Origin of the sequence: Streptomyces sp. NPDC015171, from assembly GCF_043079545.1 — a bacterium.
Taxonomy (GTDB): Bacteria; Actinomycetota; Actinomycetes; order Streptomycetales; family Streptomycetaceae; genus Streptomyces.
The window spans coordinates 85630-104514 of record NZ_JBIBUO010000009.1; the positions used below are offsets into that span (position 1 = coordinate 85630).

Genomic DNA, 18885 nt, shown 5'->3' on the forward strand with positions numbered 1-18885 from the left:
CGCGGCCCGGTCCCGGACGATGCGGCGCTGACCCTGGCCGGCGGGAAGGCGGACGGCCCGCTCGCCTCCCGCCCGGCCCCGGCGGACTGTCCGGCCCGGCCGGCCCGGCGCGGGCGGACTGTCCGGCCCGGCAGGCCCGGCGCGGCTGCCCGCGCTCGCGGCGGCCGGTCCGGAGGGTCCGCGCGCCCTGGTGCGCGGGTACGGCGCCGACTGGTTGTGAGAGCACCCGCCGGTGTTCCGTACTCTGCCTCAGTGAGCGAAAACAGCCAGTTCAGGTTTGCGGGAGCCACCGGGATCGGGTCCCTGCCCGGTGGCGACGCCCGCGAGGCGGCGAAGACCGCGACCGGGTCCTTCGAGGACTTCCCCTTCCTCCCGGAGCTGCCCGCGCGCGGCCCCGGCGCCGACATGATCGGCCGCACCGCGGGGATGCTGGTCGAGCTGTACGCGCGCGTGGAGCCCAGCGGGTGGCGCCTCGGGGACCGGCCGGGCCGGGACACCAAGCGGGCGCGGTCCTGGCTGGCCGAGGACCTGGACGCCCTGGAGGAGTTCACCCAGGACTACACGGGCGACCTGAAGGTGCAGGCCGTCGGGCCCTGGACGCTGGCCGCCGCGCTGGAGCTGAGGAACGGCGAGGCCGTCCTGTCGGACCCCGGCGCCTGCCGGGACCTCGCCGCCTCGCTCGCCGAGGGGCTGCGGCTGCACCTCGGCGAGGTGCGCCGCCGCGTCCCCGGCGCCCGGCTCGTCCTCCAGCTCGACGAGCCCTCCCTCACCGCCGTGCTGCGCGGCCATGTCCGCACCGCCAGCGGCTACCGCACCCACCGCGCCGTGGACCGGCAAGTCGTGGAGGCGACGCTGCGCGACGTCGTCGGGGCGCACGCGGGCGGTCCCGTGGCGGTCCACTCCTGCGCCCCTGACGTGCCGTTCGCACTGCTGCGGCGGGCCGGCGCGGCAGCCGTCTCCTTCGACTTCGCGCTTCTCACCGAGCGTGACGACGAGGCGATCGGCGAGGCCGTCGAGGCCGGTACGCGGCTGTTCACCGGTGTCGTCCCGGGCACGGACGGCCCGTTGTCAGACCCTGCCGGTAGCGTCAGGGGTGTCAGGACGCTGTGGCGCAGGCTGGGGCTGCCTCCGGGGTTGCTCGCGGAGGCGGTCACGGTGACCCCGGCGTGCGGTCTCGCGGGTGCTTCCCCCGCCTACGCACGCCAGGCGCTCGCCCACTGCGTCCGGGCGGCGAGATCCCTCGCGGACAACCCAGAGTAACGGGAGGACACCACGGTGGCCGGCGACAAGCAAGCGGAGACGACGGCGGTGCCCGCCGAGGCCCGTGACCAGCACGCCCAGCTGGCGGAGCAGGTCGAGGAGCACCGCTTCCGGTACTACGTGAAGGACGCTCCCGTCATCAGCGACGCGGAGTTCGACAAGCTGCTGAAGTCCCTGGAGGCGCTGGAGGCGCAGTATCCGGAGCTGCGGACGCCGGACTCGCCCACCCAGAAGGTCGCGGGGTCCTACGCGACGGAGTTCACGGCGGTCGAGCACCGCCAGCGGATGCTGTCGCTCGACAACACCTTCAACGACGAGGAACTGGCCGCCTGGGCCGACCGCATCGCGCGCGAGCTGGGCGAGCAGGAGTACCACTTCCTGTGCGAGCTGAAGGTGGACGGCCTAGCGGTCAACCTCACCTACGAGCACGGCCGCCTCACGCGCGCGGCCACCCGCGGCGACGGCCGCACCGGCGAGGACATCACACCGAACGTCCGCACGATCGCGGAGATCCCGGACCGCCTGCACGGCGACGAGGTCCCGGACCTCGTGGAGATCCGCGGCGAGGTCTACTTCCCGATGGAGAAGTTCCTCGAACTGAACGAACGGCTGGTCGCGGCCGGCGACAAGCCCTTCGCCAACCCCCGCAACGCCGCCGCCGGTTCACTGCGCCAGAAGGACCCGCGGGTCACCGCCACCCGCCCGCTGCACATGGTCGTCCACGGCATCGGCGCCCTGGAGGGCTACACGGGCATGACCCGCCTCTCCCAGGCCTACGACCTGCTGAAGACCTGGGGCCTGCCCACCTCCCCGCACAACCGCGTGGTCGACGACCTCGACGGCGTACGGCGGTTCATCGCCCACTACGACGGCGAGAACCGGCACTCCGTGGAGCACGAGATCGACGGCGCCGTCATCAAGCTGGACGAGATCCGGCTCCAGGGCCGCCTCGGCTCCACCGCACGCGCGCCCCGCTGGGCGATCGCCTACAAGTACGCGCCGGAAGAGGTCAACACCAAGCTCATCGACATCAAGGTGGGCGTGGGCCGCACCGGCCGCGTGACGCCGTACGCCCAGGTCGAGCCGGTCACGGTCGCGGGCAGCGAGGTGGAGTTCGCCACCCTGCACAACCAGGAGGTCGTCAAGGCCAAGGGCGTGCTCATCGGCGACACCGTCGTCATCCGCAAGGCCGGTGACGTCATCCCGGAGATCCTCGGCCCGGTGGTCGACCTGCGGGACGGCACCGAGCGGGAGTTCGTGATGCCGGGCGAGTGCCCCGAGTGCGGGACGGGGCTGCGGCCCATGAAGGAGGGCGACATCGACCTCCGCTGCCCGAACGCCCGGACCTGCCCGGCCCAGTTGCGCGAGCGCGTCTCGTACCTGGCCGGCCGGGAGTGCCTGGACATCGAGCACTTCGGCGCGGTGGCCGCCGCCGCGCTCACCCGCCCGCTGGAGCCGGCCGACCCGCCGCTGGTGGACGAGGGCGACCTGTTCGACCTCACGGTGGAGAAGCTGCTGCCCATCAAGGCCTATGTCCTCGACCCCGACAGCGGCCTGCCCAAGCACGACCCCAAGACCGGCGAGGAGAAGGTCGTCACGGTCTTCGCCAACCAGAAGGGCGAGCCGAAGAAGAACACCCTCGCACTGCTGGAGAACATCGAGGCGGCCAAGTCCCGTCCGCTCGCCCGCTTCCTGAACGGGCTGTCGATCCGGCATGTGGGCCCGGTGGCCGCGCAGGCCCTCGCGCGCGAGTTCCGCTCCGTCGAGCGCATCGAGCAGGCGACCGAGGAGGAGCTGGCGGCCACCGACGGCGTCGGCCCGATCATCGCCGCCGCGCTCAAGGAGTGGTTCGCCGAGGACTGGCACCGCGAGATCGTCCGCAAGTGGAAGGCGGCCGGAGTCCCGCTGGAGGACGAGTCCTCCGGCGAGGACGAGGGACCGCGCCCGCTGGAGGGCCTCACGGTCGTCGTCACGGGCACGCTGGAGAACTTCACCCGGGACGGCGCCAAGGAGGCGCTCCAGCGCCAGGGCGCGAAGGTGACCGGTTCCGTCTCGAAGAAGACCGCGTTCGTCGTTGTGGGTGACAACCCGGGATCGAAGTACGACAAGGCGATGCAGCTGAAGGTTCCCGTGCTGAACGAGGACGGTTTCAACGTCCTTTTGGAGCAGGGCCCCGAGGCGGCGGCCGAAGTCGCGCTTCCGACCGAGGAGTAGCGGTTGAAGGCCACCCGATCGGCGCATATCAGTTGCATACGGGTGGCCCGGGCGCATTCGGGCAACCGTCGGAGACCGCTGCCCGTGGAAGCCTTCTGCGGCCTACTGTTGAGGTGTGCGCCTGCCGTGCCCAGCTGCGGCTGGCGCATCCCCGTGCTCTCCAGGGCCGCGGGGAGGGTTTCTTCGACGCGGAGCCGCTGATGGTTGTCGGGCATCGGGCCGCGTGGCGTGGGCACCGCCGGCTGTGAGAGGGACGGAATGGAACCGACCGAGAGCGTCGCCCCGGACTCACGCCTGCGCCGCCGCGCGGGCGCGTGGCGGGGGATCCGGTGGAGCGGGCGGCCCGACGGGCGTACGGGCGTCCGGATGCGCCCGGCCGGAGCGGGCATCGCCGCCGAGGCCCACGCCCCGCTCGCCCTCGCCCCCGCCCCGGGCCTGCCCGGCGCCGACGCCGAACGGCACCCGTCCTGGCCGGCCCTGCCCGCGGCCGTCGTCACCGCCGCCGGCTTCGTCCTGGGCGCCGGCTTCTACCGCGCCTACACCGGCCACCACGCCCTCTTCCCCGGGGGCACGGTCGGCTGGGCGCTGGCCCTGCTCACCGGCGTCATCGTCGGCCACCTGGTCATGCTGGGCCGCGCCCGCTGGTCGGGCGGCACCGGATCGGGCGCCGCCCTCACCCTCGCCGTCCTGCTGCTGTACGGCTGGGTGCCCGCGGGCCTGGTCAGCCTCACCGTGGTCGTCCTGGTCGGCATCGCCCGCCGGCACCGCTGGCGGCAGGGCGTGCTGCACGGCGCGGTGGACATCCTCGGCATCGCCGCCGGCGCGCTGCTGCTCGGCGCGTTCGGCCGGGTCCCGAGCGTGGAGGTGCCCTGGCGGCCGGTGACCTGGAGCATCGCCACGGCCCCCGAGATCGTCCTGGTCGCCGTCGCCTACCTCGCCGTCAGCCGCGGCCTGTTGTGGTACCTGCACGCCCCGCGCGGCGGCGGGGTGCCCACCGTCGCCCGTACCGCCCTGGTCAGACAGGGACTGGTCGCCATCGCGCTGCTCGGCATCGCGCCCCTGGTGTGCGTCGTCGCCGACGCCCAGCCGATCCTGCTCCCGCTGTTCGCCATCCCGCTCGTCGCCCTGGACTCCACGCTGTGGATGGCCCGCGCCCGCGCCGAGGAGCAGCTGCGCGACCCGCTGACCGGGCTGCCCAACCGGCAGTGGCTGCTGGAGCGGATCTGGACCGCCCTGGACGACGCCGAGCGCATCGGTGCCCGCTCCGCGCTCATGCTGATCGACCTCGACCGCTTCCGGTCGGTGAACGACACGCTCGGTCATCTGGCCGGCGACCGGCTGCTGCTCCAGATAGCCGACCGGCTCCGGCTCGCCCTGCCCCGCGGGGCCGAGGCCGCCCGGCTCGGCGGTGACGAGTTCGCCGTCTTACTTCCCGTCGCCGACTCCACCACGTCGGCAACGCGCGTCGCCCGCGGCCTCGTCGCCGCCCTCAGTTCCCCGCTCGACCTGGACGGGCTCACGCTCGTCCTGGAGGCAAGTGCCGGCGTCGCCGTCTTCCCCGATCACGCGCTCGACGCCGAAGGGCTGCTGCGCCGTGCCGACGTCGCGATGTACCAGGCGAAGCGGGACCGTACGGGCGTCGAGGTCTACGAGTCCAAGCGGGACTCCAACACCCCGGACCGCCTCGGCCTGCTGGGCGACCTGCGCCGGGCGCTGGACGCGCACGAGGTGCAGCTCCACTACCAGCCCAAGGTCCGCTTCGACGGACAGGTCGCGGGCCTGGAGGCGCTGGTCCGCTGGGTGCATCCCGAGCGCGGGAAGGTTCCGCCGGACGAGTTCATAGCGATAGCGGAGTCCTCCGGGCTGATGCCCCACCTCACCGAGTACGTGCTGGACACCGCGCTCGCCCAGGTCGCCCGGTGGCGTGCGCAGGGCCTGCGGGTGCCGGTCGCCGTCAACGTCTCGCCGCGCGATGTGCACACCCCCGGCTTCGCGGGCTCCGTCGCCGCCCGGCTGGCCCGGCACGGGGTCCCGGCCGGGGCGCTCCAGCTGGAGATAACGGAACACGTCCTGCTGGAGGACCCGCAGCGGGCCGCCGACACCCTCGCCGGGCTCACCGGGCACGGCGTCAAGATGTCCCTGGACGACTTCGGCACCGGGTACTCCTCCCTGGTGCATCTGCGGCGGCTGCCGGTCAGCGAGCTGAAGATCGACCGCTCCTTCGTGGCCAGGCTCGCCGTCGACACCGAGGACGCGGAGATCGTGCGCTGCACGGTCGACCTGGCGCATTCGCTGGGCCTCCTCGTCGTGGCCGAGGGCGTGGAGGACGACGAGACCTGGGAGCGGCTGCGCGACCTGGGCTGTGACGCGGTCCAGGGCTGGCTGGTGGCCGCCGCGATGCCGCCGGAGGAGACCACCGCGTGGCTGCTGGCGCGGGGCTCCCGCGGCTGGCAGCGCCCGCGCGCGGCCCTGCCGGCCGCCGAGTAGGCCCCGGCACACCTACGTACCCGCCTGCCGCCGTCTCCCCGCGGGGCAGGGCCGCGACGGCCGTCCGCGCTCGTCGCGAAACGCCCGACCGGCAGGCCGAGCCCGAGCCCGCACCCGAGCCCGCGCCCGAGCCCGAGCCCGCGCCCGCAACGGAGCCCGAGCCCGCACCCGAGCCCGCGCCCGAGCCCGAGCCCGCGCCCGCAACGGAGCCCGCGCCCGCAACGGAGCCCGCGCCCGCACCGGAGCCCGCGCCCGCACCCGCACCCGAGCCCGCACCCGCACCCGCACCGGAGCCCGCACCCGCACCGGAGCCCGCACCCGCACCGGAGCCCGCGCCCGCACCCGAGCCCGCACCGGAGCCCGCACCCGCACCGGAGCCCGCACCGGAGCCCGCGCCCGCACCGGAGCCCGCACCCGCACCGGAGCCCGCACCCGAGCCCGCACCCGCACCCGCACCCGAGCCCGCACCCGCACCCGAGCCCGCACCCGAGCCCGCACCGGAGCCCGCACCCGCACCCGAGCCCGCACCCGCATCCGCGCCCGCGCCCGGGCGCGTGTCCCGGCCGCCGAGCGGACCTCGGGCGGGCCCGCCGCACAGCTCTCCGGCAGGCTCGCCCCCCGCTTCCCCGGGCCGGACCGTCGGTGCCCCCGCCGTACGGCACGGTCGTGCCGTCGGGCGGATCAGGTCCTCGCGAAGTGGCCGACCAGCAGGTCGAGTCTGCGCTCGTGTGCGTGTTCCGGGAGCCGTCCGCTGCGGGTCAGCGTCGCCAGGCCGTGCAGGGCCGCCCAGAACGTCTCGGTCAGCAGGCCGGGGTCGTCGCCCTCCGCCGCGATCGGCTCCACCGCGCTGAACAGCTCGCCGAACGCCTCCCACAGGGGGGCCGGCGCCTCCTCGGTGGCGAACGGCAGGTCCACCAGATGCGTGAACATCGCGTCGTACAGGGCGGGCCGGCGCCGCGCGAAGGACGTGTACGCCTCCGCCACCGCCGTCAGCGCCTCCCGCGTGCCGTGCGCCGCCGTGCGCGCCTGCCGCAGCTCGACCGCCAGATCGGCGCAGCCCTGCACCGCGACCGCGGCCATGATCGCGTCCTTGCCCTTGAAGTGGCTGTAGAGGACGGGCTGGCTGTACTCGATCTCGGCGGCCAGCCGACGGGTGGTCACCGCGTCCCAGCCCTCGGCCTCGGCCAGCTCCCGCGCGGCCGTGACGATCAGCCGCTCGCGTTCCGCTCGTTCGCGCTCCCGGCGCGTCTGGATCGACATGACCATGAGTCTAGCAGCGCTAGCCAATCTGTCGACGCTCTGCTAGCTTCGCTCATGTTCCTAGCGCTGCTAGCAAGGAGAGAGACGTGACCGTCACCGCGTACACCCTGGCCGTCCTGCTCGACCTGTTCTGCGTATTCCTCGGGTACCGGTTCTGGTTCCGGCCCGGCCCCGCGGCGGCCGGCTACGGAGTCCCGGCCGACCCGCGGGGCGACGCCCGCGCCTATCTGTCCGTCAAGGGGCTCAGGGACGGCACCTTCGGGCTGCTCGGCCTCGCCCTGCTCGCCTTCGCCGGAGCCCGGGCCGAGGCGTGGTTCATGGTCTGCGTGGCACTCGTACCCCTGGGGGACACGGTGATAGTCCTGCGCAACGGCGGTACGAAGGCGGTCGCCTTCGGGATCCACTTCGCCACCGCGGTCGTGGTGCTGATCAGTGCCGTGCTGCTCTTCCTCGTCTGAGTCCGTGTCCGTGTCCGTGTCCGAGTCCGAGTCCGAGTCCGAATCCGGCCACGGCACCAGCCGTCACCAGGGGGTTTCGAGATGTCGCTGTTCGTTCCGGAGTTCGACGAGTCCGTGATCGTCCGCGAGGCCGAGGCCGAGGTCGTCGGCGGCGCCCCCGTCGCCGTGCGCCTGCTGGCCGACAGCAGCCGGACCGGCGGCGCCCTGTCCACCCAGCGCGTCACCCTCACGGCGGGCGCCGACGGCGCCAGGCCGCACCGGCACGACAACTCGGCCGAGATGTTCTTCCTGCTCGGCGGCGCCGCCGAGATCCTCTCCGGCGAGGACGTCGTCACCGCGGGCCCCGGCGACCTGGTCGTCGTCCCGCCCGGCAGGCCGCACGCCTTCGCCGCCGTACCCGGCGCGGACGCCGACCTGCTCATCGTCATCACGCCGGGCGTCGAGCGCTTCGAGTACTTCCGCCATCTGCGGCGCGTCGCCCTCGGCGAGGTCACCCCGGAGAGCCTGCTGGAGGTCCAGGACCTGTACGACAACCACTTCCTGAAGAGCGCGGCATGGGACGCGCGACGCTCCTGAGGAGGGGGCCCCGGCAAACCGTTTCACGTGCACCGCGGCCCGCCCCATAGGATTGGTCCCCAACCACACACACTCACCCCAGAGGATCGCTGCATGCCTGGCATCACGCGCGAGGAGGTCGCCCACCTCGCCCGGCTGGCGCGTCTGGAGCTGAAGCCCGAAGAACTCGACCACTTCGCGGGACAGCTCGACGACATCATCGGCGCGGTCGCCCGCGTCAGCGAGGTCGCCGACCAAGACGTACCGCCGACCTCGCACCCGCTCCCGCTGACGAACGTCATGCGGCCGGACGAGGTCCGTCCCTCGCTCACCCCCGAGCAGGCGCTCTCCGGCGCCCCCGCCCAGGAGCAGCAGCGTTTCAAGGTGCCGCAGATCCTGGGGGAGGAGTGACCACCATGACGGACAGCAACATCATCAAGCTCACGGCCGCACAGATCGCCGAGAGGATCGCCTCCGGCGAGCTCACCGCGGTCGAGGTCACCGAGGCCCACCTGGCCCGGATCGAAGCGGTCGACGAGAAGGTGCACGCCTTCCTCCACGTCGACCGCGAGGGCGCCCTCGCCCAGGCCCGCGCCGTGGACGCCAAGCGCGCCAGGGGCGAGAAGCTCGGTCCGCTGGCCGGCGTCCCGCTCGCGCTCAAGGACATCTTCACCACCGAGGGCGTCCCGACGACCGTCGGTTCGAAGATCCTGGAAGGCTGGATCCCGCCGTACGACGCGACGCTCACCAAGCGGCTGAAGGCCGCCGACGTCGTCATCCTCGGCAAGACCAACATGGACGAGTTCGCCATGGGGTCCTCCACCGAGAACAGCGCCTACGGCCCGACCGGCAACCCCTGGGACCTCACCAAGATCCCCGGCGGCTCCGGCGGCGGTTCCTCCGCCGCGCTCGCCGCCTACGAGGCCCCGCTCGCCATCGGCACCGACACCGGCGGCTCCATCCGCCAGCCGGCGTCCGTCACCGGCACGGTCGGCGTGAAGCCCACCTACGGCGCGGTCTCCCGCTTCGGCATGGTGGCGTTCTCCTCCTCCCTGGACCAGGGCGGCCCCTGTGCCCGTACGGTCCTGGACGCGGCCCTGCTGCACGAGGTCATCGCCGGGCACGACCCGCTCGACTCGACCTCCATCGACGCCCCGGTCCCGCCGGTCGTCGAGGCGGCCCGCAACGGCAGCGTCGCCGGCATGCGCGTCGGCGTGGTCAAGCAGTTCCGCGGCGAGGGCTACCAGGCCGGCGTCATCCAGCGCTTCGACGAGTCGGTCGAGCTGCTGAAGGAGCTGGGCGCCGAGATCGTCGAGCTGGACTGCCCGTCCTTCGACCTCGCCCTGTCGGCGTACTACCTGATCGCGCCGTCCGAGTGCTCCTCCAACCTCGCCCGCTTCGACGGCCTGCGCTACGGCCGGCGGACCGGCGACGACGGCACGCACTCGGCCGAGGAGGTCACCTCCCTGACCCGCGAGGCCGGCTTCGGCCCCGAGGTGAAGCGCCGCATCATGCTCGGCACGTACGCCCTGTCGAGCGGCTACTACGACGCGTACTACGGCTCGGCGCAGAAGGTCCGCACGCTCATCACGCGGGACTTCGAGAAGGCGTTCGAGCAGGTCGACGTGATCGTCTCCCCGACGACCCCGACCACCGCCTTCGCGATCGGCGAGCGCGCCGACGACCCGATGGCGATGTACCTCGCGGACCTGTGCACCATTCCGACCAACCTGGCGGGCAACGCGGCCATGTCGCTGCCCTGCGGTCTCGCCCCGGAGGACAACCTCCCGGTGGGCCTGCAGATCATCGCTCCGGCGCTCAAGGACGACCGTCTTTACAAGGTCGGCGCCGCCGTGGAGGCCGCCTTCGTGGAAAAGTGGGGACACCCGCTGCTTGAGGAGGCTCCGTCGCTGTGAGCAACGCACTGTCGAAGGCCAAGGGCTTCAAGAAGTCGAAGTCCGGCACCTACCTGTCCATGGGCACGACCGCGTTCGGCGCGATCAACGTCGCCAAGCAGATCAAGAAGGCCCGCGCCGACCACGACACGCTGCGGCTGATCGACGCCACCGTGTCCGCCGTGGCGATCGTGACCGGCCTCGCGATCCTCTACCGCGAGCTGAAGCGGCTGGGCGACGACGACGTCCTGCTGGGCTGAGAGGGAACTTTTCACCGTGACCACCACGACCGACCTGGTGTCGTACGAGGACGCGCTGGCGTCGTACGACCCTGTCATGGGCCTCGAAGTCCATGTCGAACTCGGCACCAACACCAAGATGTTCTGCGGGTGCTCCACCGAGCTGGGCGCCGACCCCAACTCGCAGACCTGCCCGACCTGCCTCGGCCTGCCCGGCGCGCTCCCGGTCGTCAACGCGACCGGCGTCGAGTCCGCGATCAAGATCGGTCTCGCGCTGAACTGCGAGATCGCCGAGTGGTGCCGCTTCGCCCGGAAGAACTACTTCTATCCGGACATGCCGAAGAACTTCCAGACCTCCCAGTACGACGAGCCGATCGCCTTCGACGGCTACCTCGACGTACAGCTGGAGGACGGCGAGAGCTTCCGTGTGGAGATCGAGCGCGCCCACATGGAGGAGGACACCGGCAAGTCCACCCACGTGGGTGGCGCGACCGGCCGTATCCACGGCGCGTCCCACTCGCTGCTGGACTACAACCGCGCGGGCATCCCGCTGATCGAGATCGTCACCAAGCCGATCGTCGGCGCCGGGGAGCGTGCCCCCGAGGTGGCGAAGGCGTACGTCCGTGAGCTGCGCGAGCTGATCCGTGCCCTCGGCGTGTCCGAGGCCCGCATGGAGATGGGCCAGATGCGCTGCGACGTGAACCTGTCGCTGCGCCCGCACGGCCGGGAGAAGTTCGGCACGCGCTCGGAGACGAAGAACGTCAACTCGCTGCGCTCCGTGGAGCGTGCGGCGCGCTTCGAGATCATGCGCCACGCGGCCGTGCTCTCGTCCGGCGGCACGATCGTCCAGGAGACCCGCCACTTCCACGAGGACACCGGTTCCACGACCTCGGGCCGGGTGAAGGAGGAGGCCGAGGACTACCGGTACTTCCCGGAGCCCGACCTCGTCCCGGTGGCGCCCTCGCGCGCGTGGGTCGAGGAGATCCGCGCCGCGCTGCCGGAGATGCCGCTGGCCCGCCGCACCCGGCTGCTCGCGGAGTGGGGCATCTCGGCCACCGACATGCAGGCGATCCTGAACGCCGGCGCGCTGGACCTGATCGTCGCCACCATCGACGCCGGTGCCGACGCGGCCTCCGCCCGCAAGTGGTGGATGGGCGAACTGGCCCGCAGCGCCAACGAGTCGGGCACGTCCCTCGACGGGCTGGCGATCACGCCGCAGCAGGTCGCGCGGGTCACCGAGCTGGTGAACTCCGGCGACCTGAACGACAAGCTGGCCCGTCAGGTCATCGAGGGCGTCCTCGCGGGCGAGGGCACCCCGGACGAGGTCGTCGACAAGCGCGGTCTGAAGGTCGTCTCCGACGACTCGGCGCTCGGTACGGCGGTCGACGAGGCCATCGCCGGCAACCCGGGCATCGCGGACAAGATCCGCAGCGGCAAGGTGGCCGCGGCCGGCGCCCTGGTCGGCGCGGTCATGAAGGCCACCCGCGGCCAGGCCGACGCGGCCCGGGTCAAGGAGCTGATCCTGGAGAAGCTCGGCGTCAGCGAGGGCTGAGGCCCGCACGGCGCCGTACGGCCCCGGAGGCACCCGCCTCCGGGGCCGTACGCATGTCCGGGGGACGCGGGCGCCGCCCCGCACCGGGGCCCCGCGACCGGGGAGGGTACGCTCGCGCGCCATGAGTGGACGCACCGATTCCGACACCGAGCCCGCGATAGCCGAGGACAGCGCACCCGTGATCACCGGGGACGGCGAGGGCCTCGTGGGCGACGAGGACGACGAGGAGTACGCCGGGGACGCCCGGCAGGCCCGCTGGATCGCGGCCGGCACCGGCGCGCTCCTCTGTCTCGCGGGGCTCGCCGCCGCCCTGATGCGGCTCACCGGCTCCGCCCCCGCCCGGGTCCCCGCCGCCTACGCCCTCGGAGCCGCCGTCTGTGCCCTCGCGGCGCTGCTCGGCTTCCGGGGCCGCACCCGCAGGGCCCTGTGGCTGCTGATCGCCGGGACGATGATCATGGCCCTCGGGGACCAGTTCGACTGACGGACGGCGGTATCCGGCCATTCGGGCGGGGCGTCGCGCATGAGAGGCTCGGCCCGACGCGATCGACCGACTACGGAAGGAAGAGCGGCACGATGTACGCGACATCGCTCGGTGACGACGGCGCCGAACTGCGGCCTCTGGAGGTCTGGCACGCCGGCGAACTCCTCGCCAACATAGACCGGGGACGGGAGTTCATCGGCCGGCACATCGGCCTGCCGGACGCGGTGTCCGACCTCGGCGGTGCCCATGCCTGGCTGAAGTCGTACGCCGACAAGCGCGGTGCCGACGCCGGGAGCGTGCACGGGCTCTGGCTGGACGGGAAGCTCGTCGGCGGGCTGCTGTTCCGGGTCTGGGACACCGCGGGCGGGACCTGCGAGGCCGGCTGCTGGCTGGAGCCGGCGGCGGCCGGGCACGGCCTCGTCACCCGCGGGATGCGGGTGCTGCTGGACTGGGCCTTCGACGAGCGCGGCATGCACCGGGTGGAGTGGTACGCGTCCTCGGCCAACGAGCCGAGCATCAACGTGGCCCGGCGGCTCGGCATGACCCGCGAGGGAGTGCTCCGCGAGAACTACCTGTACCGGGGGGTGCGGGCCAGCACCGAGATCTGGTCGGTGCTCGCGCCCGAGTGGCGCGCGGCACGCGCGCGTACCGCGCCGGACGATCATTAAGAGACCTCTCAGACAGCGTCCGTACGGTGCCGGGCATGGCAACGAAGACAGCGGAAGGCGCCGCGGCGCGCAAGGACGAAGAGCTGGCGGCGGCCGGCACCGGCGAGGAGAACCGGACACCCGAGGAGACCGCCGCCGAGAGGACCGGTGCGGACGCGGCACACGCGCGGCCGGGGGCGGTGGAGGAAGCCCGCTCGGCGGAGCACGGCGAGGAGGCCGGGGAGGCCGGGGAGGATGACGCGGCGGAAGCCGCGGCGGGCAGGGCGCCCTCCGGGGTCGGCCAGGGCGCCGGCGCCGTCGTCTCCGCCGCGCTCGGCCTGGTCTCGCTCAGCGGTGGCTGGATCGGCACCGTCGCCTCCGCCCGCGAGCAGCTCGTCGGCCAGCTCCGGACGTCCTCCTCCGCGGGCGTCTCCCAGCAGCTCAAGGAGGTCTACGGCGACGCCTGGCACACCACCGCGCTGTGGGCCGGCCTGTTCGCGCTGACCGCGCTGATCACCGGCGTGGTCGTCCTGGCCAGGCCCGCGTTCGGCGCCCCCGGCCGCCCGCAGGCCGCCTGGATCAGGTCGGTCGCGTGGGCGGGCGTCTCCCTCGGCGTCATCGGACTGCTCCTGGCCGTCCTGAAGTACTCCGACGCCCTGCTCGGACTGCCCTCGGCCGGCTGAGAACCCGCAGGTCCCAGGGGCCTTAGGGAATCCGTGAGCACCTTACGGACGCCCTGAGGCCCCTTACGCGCGCACGGGGCCCGCCGGCCGTCCGAAGATGCGGAACTCTCCCGATGTGGCACACCCCCCTGGGAGACGAAGGTAGAGGCATCGCGGAAAGCGACGCACGACACCGACTCTCCCGAAGGAACGCCATGTACGAGCTCGAGATCCACCGGCTCCGGTCCGCCGAACTGCGCCACGCGGCCCAGCGGGAGCGCCTGGCCCGGGAAGCCGTCCGGTACCGCCGAGCCGCCCGCCGCGCGAGGGCCGCCGGCGACGGCGCCTCGGAGGCCGAGTCGCATACCGACCGCCCCCGCAGGCAGCGGCTGCCGCGCACCGCGTGAACACGGGGGCGGGGAGCGGCCGGACGGGGGTCGGCCGCTCCCGCCCGGAGGGCCGTACGACTCCACCGCGGAGCCGTACGGCCCTCCCGTCGTCGGGTACGGCACTCCCGGCGGTCCCGCCGGCCACACCGGGTACGGGTACGACCCTCACACAGGGCCTGTGGAAAACCGCTGCCGGACCGTCCGGGCCCCGTGCGATGCTCGGGCCCGTGGAGACCAGGTCCGTCAGTCCCGTGTTCGTAGGCCGCGCCGACGAGTTGGCCACGCTGAACGACGCGCTCGCCCGCGCCGCGGCGGCCGAGCCGCAGGCGCTGCTGCTCGGCGGCGAGGCAGGCGTCGGCAAGACCCGTCTCGTGGAGGAGTTCGGCGCCGCCGCGGCTGGCCGCGCCGCCGTCGTCGCCGTCGGCGGCTGCGTGGAGATCGGCGCCGACGGGCTGCCCTTCGCCCCGTTCTCCACCGCGCTGCGCGCCCTGCGCGACGCCCTGCCCGAGGAGTTCGCCGCCGCGGCGGCCGGCCAGGAGGAGGAACTGGCCCGGCTGCTGCCCGACCTCGGTGAGGCCGCGGCGGGCCGCCACGACGAGCAGGGCATGGCCCGCCTGTTCGAACTCACCGCCCGGCTGCTGGAGCGGGTCGCCGCCGACCACACCGTGGTCCTCGTCCTGGAGGACCTGCACTGGGCCGACGCCTCCACCCGCCATCTGCTCGCCTATCTCTTCCGCACCCTGCGCGCCGGCCGCCTCCTCGTCCTGGCCAGCTACCGCTCCGACGACATCCACCGCCGGCACCCGCTGCGCCCCCTGCTCGCCGAGCTGGACCGGCTGCGCACCGTCCGCCGCATCGAGCTGGCCCGCTTCACCCGCGAGGAGGCCGGCCGCCAGATCGCCGGCATCCTCGCCGCCGAACCCGACCCCGCCCAGGTGGACGAGATCTACGCACGCTCCGACGGCAACGCCTTCTTCATCGAGGAACTCGCCGCCGCCGTCCGCGCGGGCTCCTGCGCCGGCCTCACCGACTCCCTGCGCGACCTGCTCCTGGTCCGGGTCGAGGCACTGCCCGAGAGCGCCCAGCGGGTCGCCCGGATCGCCGCCGAGGGCGGCTCCACGGTGGAGTACCCCCTGCTCGCCGCCGTGACCCGGCTCACCGAGGACGACCTCATCGAGGCGCTGCGGGCCGCCGTCGGCGCCAACATCCTCACCGTCACCCGCACCGGCGACGGCTACCGCTTCCGCCACTCCCTGGTCCGCGAGGCCGTCGCCGACGACCTGCTGCCCGGCGAACGCTCCCGGCTCAACCGCCGCTACGCCGAGGCCCTGGAGGCCGACCCGGCCCTCGTCCCCGCCGACGCCCGGGTCACGCGCCTGGCCAGCTACTGGTACCACGCGCACGACGCGGCGAAGGCGCTGCCCGCCGTCCTCGCCGCCGCCGTCGCCGCCCGCAGACGGCACGCCTACACCGAGCAACTCGGGCTGCTGGAGCGGGCGATGGAGCTGTGGGACAGCGCCCCGGAGGAGGTGCGCGGCGCCCTGCGCCCGGTCGACTACGCCGAGGTCTACCCGCCGTGCGGCTGCGACCCGGCCAGCACCCCGCTGCGCTACCTCGACCTGATGGCCGAGGCGGCGGTGGCGGGCCGCTTCGGCGGCGAACGCGAACGCGCCCTGAAGATCACCAAGCGGGCCCTGCGCCTGCTGGAGGAGGACCAGGACCCGCTGCGCGCCGCCTGGTTCTGGGTGCAGCGCTCCCGGCTGGTGCAGGCCATGGCCCGCGGCGACGGCCGGCAGGAGCTGGCCACCGCCCAGGACCTGGTGCGCGGCCTGCCGCCCTCCGAGGTGCACGCCGAGGTGCTGGCGACCGCCGCCAGCTGGTCCATGCAGCACCGGCCGGGCCCCGAGGCCTTCGCCGCCGCCGAGCGGGCCGTGGAGTACGCGCGCATGGTGGGCGCCCGCGAGACCGAACTGCACGCCCTGCTCACCCTCGGCGGCCTGACGGTGGAGTCCGGCGCCCCGGAGGCCGGTCTCGCCCAGCTGCGGCAGGTCCTGCGGGACACCCTGGCGGAGGGCGCGCACCCGGTCGCGGGCCGCGCCTATGTGAACCTGCCGTCCGCGCTGCAGAGCATCGGCCGGGACCGGGAGGCCGTCCCCCTGCTGCGCGAGGGCATCGACTTCTGCCGCCGGTACGGACTGCTGGACTCCGGGGCCTGGGCCTGGGGCAACCTGTCCGACGCGCTCTACTCGCTGGGCCAGTGGGAGGAGGCCGCCGAGGCCGCGGCACACGCGACCCGGGTCGGCCACAGCGCCAAGCCCCGGGGCGCCGGCGCCCTGCGCCTGGCCCACCTCGCCCTGGCCCGTGGCGACCTCGCCGAGGCCGGCAGGCAGCTCGCCGCCGCCCGCGCCCTGTACGGCACGCATGACCCGATACCCCAGCGGTCCCTGCCCCTGGCCCGGATCGCCGTGGGCATCGCGGCGGCACAGGACAGCATCGCCGACGCCCGCGCGGCCCTGCTCCCGGCCCTGGACTGCGGATTCCCGCCCGGCACCCACCGCTACGCCTGGCCGCTGCTGCTGGCCGCCGCGAGCGCCGAGGCCGACGCCCGCCCGGGGCCCGCCGCGAGGGCCGGCCGCGCCGAGATCCTCGACCGTGTCTCGGCGGCCGTACGGACCCTGGCCACGGGCGCCCCGCTCTGGCAGGCGTACGGCCGGTGGACCCGGGCCGAGCTGCTCCGCGCGGAGGGCCGGGACACCGCCGACACCTGGTCCCCGGTCGTCACCGCCTTCGAGTGCCTGGACCGTCCCTACGACCTCGCCCGGGTCCGCCACCGCCTCGCCGGGGCGCTGCTGGCCGAGGGCGGCGACGACCAGCGCGACCGCGCGGTGGAGCTGCTCCGGCTGGCCGCTGCGGTCGCCGCCCATCTGGACGCCCGGCCCCTCGCGGACGAGGTCGCCAGGCTGGCCCAGCGGGCCCGCCTCACCCTGACCCGTGCCGGGCGGCAGGGCCCGGCCGATCCCGCCGAGGCGCTCGGCCTCACCAGCCGGGAGCGGGACGTCCTCGGCCTGGTCGCGGCCGGCCGTACCAACCGCCAGATAGCCGAGGAGCTGTTCATCTCACCGAAGACCGCGAGTGTCCACGTCTCCCACATCCTGGGCAAGCTGGGTGTCTCGGGCCGGGGCGAGGCGGCGGCGGTGGCGCACCGGCTGGGTCTGTTCGACGCCGGGACGCTCGCTGCCGAAACGCCGGCCTGAGACATACGCTGAAGAAAACCGGCAGTGAGGGGGAGCCGTGTTCAACGCCTTCGAGGACCTGTTCTCGCCCGGCCGCAAGCACACCCGGGACGAGCAGAACCGGCTCGAACTCACCCGTGAGGACGTCGGGGACAACGACCCGGGGCGCGGTCCCATAGACCTCGCCTCCGGCAAGGCGGTGATACGCCTGCCCGGAGAAACGGCCGACGCGGACCGGCCCGCCGACACCCCGCCCGCCGGGCGGGCTCCGGACGAGGAGGCTCCGGACGAGCGGGCCCCGGGCGGGGCGAGCGCGGACGGGGCGGCGCCGGACCGGAGGTGAGGGGAGCGCGGTGCCGGGGGCTCCGGGCTATCGCACCCGCACCTCAAGCACCCGGTCGTCCCCCTTCTCCGGGGTGCCCCGTCCGTCCGTGTTGCTCGTGACCAGCCAGAGCCTGTCGCCGCCCGCCGGGACGACCGTACGCAGCCGCCCGTAGCGACCGGTGAGGAACGCCTGCGGGTCGGCCGCCGCCGAGGTGCCGTTCAGCGGGACCCGCCACAGGCGCTCGCCCTTGAGCCCCGCCATCCAGATCACACCGCCCACGCAGGCGATGCCGCTGGGGGAGGCGTCGTCGGTGTGCCACTGGGCGACCGGGTTCTCGAAGCCGGCGCCGGAGGACCTGCCCTCGGCCTCGGGCCAGCCGTAGTCGCCGCCGGGCTTGATCGCGTTCAGCTCGTCCCAGGTGTCCTGCCCGAACTCCGCCGCGAACAGCCGCTGCCGGTCGTCCCAGGCCAGCCCCTGGACGTTCCGGTGGCCGTACGAGTACACGGGGGAGCCCGGGAAGGGGTTGCCGGGGGCCGGCTCGCCGTCCGGGGTCAGCCGCAGGATCTTGCCGCCCAGCGACTTCCTGTCCTGCGCCAGCCCGCGCTGCCCGCTCTCGCCGGTGCCCGCGTACAGCATGCCGTCCGGGCCGAACGCGATCCGGCCGCCGTTGTGGATGAAGCCCTTGGGGATCCCCTTGAACACCGTGTCCGGAGCGCCCAGCTGCTCACCGGCCGGCTTCCGCTCGTCGTACAGCATCCGGACGACGCGGTTGTCCGATGCCGAGGTGAAGTAGGCGTAGACCATGTGGTCCGAGGCGTAGGCGGGGGAGAGGGCGATGCCCAGCAGACCGCCCTCGCCGGCCGGTGAGACCCCGGAGACCGTGCCCAGTTCGGTACGGCGGCCGGTCTTCTCGTCGATCCGGCTGATCGTGCCCTCGTCCCGGGAGGAGACCAGCAGACCGCCGTCCGGCAGCGGAGCCAGCCCCCACGGCGTCTTCAGCCCCTCGGCCACCGTGCGCAGCACCCGCACCGAGCCCTTCGCCGGAGCCGCCGGCGCGCTGCCCCGGGCGGAAGCGGTGGCACCGGGCGTCGACGTGCCCGGCGCCGGTCGCGGGGAGTCCCCGCCCCCGGCGGAGCAGCCGGCTGTCAGCAGCAGGGCGGTCGCGGCCAGCACGGCCGGTACAACGCGATGTCGCACGATCACGGTCCCTTCGAGGCGGCGGTCAGCG

Annotated in this window: 17 protein-coding genes; 15 read left to right on the plus strand and 2 right to left on the minus strand. The window is 73.8% G+C overall.

Features of this window, described 5'->3' with window-relative positions; translation table 11 throughout:
- The first annotated feature begins 252 nt into the window (after nucleotides 1-252).
- The 3 genes from ACF073_RS24420 (at nucleotide 253) to ACF073_RS24430 (ending at nucleotide 5961) form a co-directional block, all read left to right on the plus strand.
- Complete coding sequence (locus ACF073_RS24420) at nucleotides 253-1260, plus strand: methionine synthase (protein WP_392073312.1); 1008 nt, start codon at nucleotides 253-255, stop codon at nucleotides 1258-1260.
- A gap of 15 nt (nucleotides 1261-1275) precedes the next feature.
- The gene (gene ligA, locus ACF073_RS24425; protein WP_392073314.1) at nucleotides 1276-3474 is read left to right on the plus strand and encodes an NAD-dependent DNA ligase LigA; all 2199 of its coding nucleotides are present in this window, start codon (nucleotides 1276-1278) and stop codon (nucleotides 3472-3474) included.
- A gap of 258 nt (nucleotides 3475-3732) precedes the next feature.
- The gene (locus tag ACF073_RS24430) at nucleotides 3733-5961 is read left to right on the plus strand and encodes a putative bifunctional diguanylate cyclase/phosphodiesterase (protein ID WP_392073316.1); all 2229 of its coding nucleotides are present in this window, start codon (nucleotides 3733-3735) and stop codon (nucleotides 5959-5961) included.
- A 681-nt stretch (nucleotides 5962-6642) separates the two neighbouring features.
- On the opposite strand, the gene ACF073_RS24435 is transcribed toward ACF073_RS24430, so the two are convergent.
- A complete protein-coding gene (locus tag ACF073_RS24435) occupies nucleotides 6643-7221 on the minus strand; it encodes a TetR/AcrR family transcriptional regulator (protein ID WP_392073318.1) in 579 nt (192 codons plus the stop codon).
- 86 nt (nucleotides 7222-7307) lie between these two features.
- Between ACF073_RS24435 and ACF073_RS24440 the strand changes: the two genes are divergently transcribed.
- From ACF073_RS24440 to ACF073_RS24495, 12 genes are all read left to right on the plus strand, one after another.
- A complete protein-coding gene (locus tag ACF073_RS24440) occupies nucleotides 7308-7679 on the plus strand; it encodes a DUF4267 domain-containing protein (protein WP_392073320.1) in 372 nt (123 codons plus the stop codon).
- Nucleotides 7680-7760: 81 nt separating this feature from the next.
- Nucleotides 7761-8255 (plus strand): cupin domain-containing protein, encoded by a 495-nt coding sequence (locus ACF073_RS24445; RefSeq protein WP_392073322.1) that lies wholly within the window; start codon nucleotides 7761-7763, stop codon nucleotides 8253-8255.
- Nucleotides 8256-8348: 93 nt separating this feature from the next.
- The gene (gatC, locus tag ACF073_RS24450; protein ID WP_004925108.1) at nucleotides 8349-8645 is read left to right on the plus strand and encodes an Asp-tRNA(Asn)/Glu-tRNA(Gln) amidotransferase subunit GatC; all 297 of its coding nucleotides are present in this window, start codon (nucleotides 8349-8351) and stop codon (nucleotides 8643-8645) included.
- Between the two features lie 5 nt (nucleotides 8646-8650).
- Nucleotides 8651-10150, plus strand: a complete 1500-nt coding sequence (gene gatA, locus ACF073_RS24455; RefSeq protein ID WP_392073325.1) for an Asp-tRNA(Asn)/Glu-tRNA(Gln) amidotransferase subunit GatA — start codon at nucleotides 8651-8653, stop codon at nucleotides 10148-10150.
- Nucleotides 10147-10389, plus strand: a complete 243-nt coding sequence (locus ACF073_RS24460) for a hypothetical protein (RefSeq protein ID WP_392073328.1) — start codon at nucleotides 10147-10149, stop codon at nucleotides 10387-10389. The genes gatA and ACF073_RS24460 overlap by 4 nt, the downstream gene beginning before the upstream one ends.
- 16 nt (nucleotides 10390-10405) lie before the next feature.
- On the plus strand, nucleotides 10406-11920 hold the full coding sequence (gatB, locus tag ACF073_RS24465) for an Asp-tRNA(Asn)/Glu-tRNA(Gln) amidotransferase subunit GatB (RefSeq protein WP_392073330.1): 1515 nt from the start codon (nucleotides 10406-10408) through the stop codon (nucleotides 11918-11920).
- 121 nt (nucleotides 11921-12041) lie between these two features.
- The gene (locus tag ACF073_RS24470; RefSeq protein WP_392073332.1) at nucleotides 12042-12401 is read left to right on the plus strand and encodes a hypothetical protein; all 360 of its coding nucleotides are present in this window, start codon (nucleotides 12042-12044) and stop codon (nucleotides 12399-12401) included.
- A gap of 92 nt (nucleotides 12402-12493) precedes the next feature.
- Complete coding sequence (locus ACF073_RS24475; protein ID WP_392073334.1) at nucleotides 12494-13069, plus strand: GNAT family N-acetyltransferase; 576 nt, start codon at nucleotides 12494-12496, stop codon at nucleotides 13067-13069.
- Nucleotides 13070-13104: 35 nt separating this feature from the next.
- Nucleotides 13105-13731 (plus strand): hypothetical protein, encoded by a 627-nt coding sequence (locus ACF073_RS24480; protein WP_392073336.1) that lies wholly within the window; start codon nucleotides 13105-13107, stop codon nucleotides 13729-13731.
- A 194-nt stretch (nucleotides 13732-13925) separates the two neighbouring features.
- The gene (locus ACF073_RS24485) at nucleotides 13926-14117 is read left to right on the plus strand and encodes a hypothetical protein (protein ID WP_392073338.1); all 192 of its coding nucleotides are present in this window, start codon (nucleotides 13926-13928) and stop codon (nucleotides 14115-14117) included.
- A gap of 197 nt (nucleotides 14118-14314) precedes the next feature.
- On the plus strand, nucleotides 14315-17353 hold the full coding sequence (locus tag ACF073_RS24490) for an AAA family ATPase (protein ID WP_392073340.1): 3039 nt from the start codon (nucleotides 14315-14317) through the stop codon (nucleotides 17351-17353).
- A gap of 37 nt (nucleotides 17354-17390) precedes the next feature.
- The gene (locus ACF073_RS24495; RefSeq protein ID WP_392073341.1) at nucleotides 17391-17675 is read left to right on the plus strand and encodes a DUF6191 domain-containing protein; all 285 of its coding nucleotides are present in this window, start codon (nucleotides 17391-17393) and stop codon (nucleotides 17673-17675) included.
- A gap of 27 nt (nucleotides 17676-17702) precedes the next feature.
- Here the strand turns inward: ACF073_RS24495 and ACF073_RS24500 are convergent, their stop codons facing one another.
- On the minus strand, nucleotides 17703-18860 hold the full coding sequence (locus ACF073_RS24500) for a PQQ-dependent sugar dehydrogenase (protein ID WP_392073343.1): 1158 nt from the start codon (nucleotides 18858-18860) through the stop codon (nucleotides 17703-17705).
- Nucleotides 18861-18885: the final 25 nt, after the last annotated feature.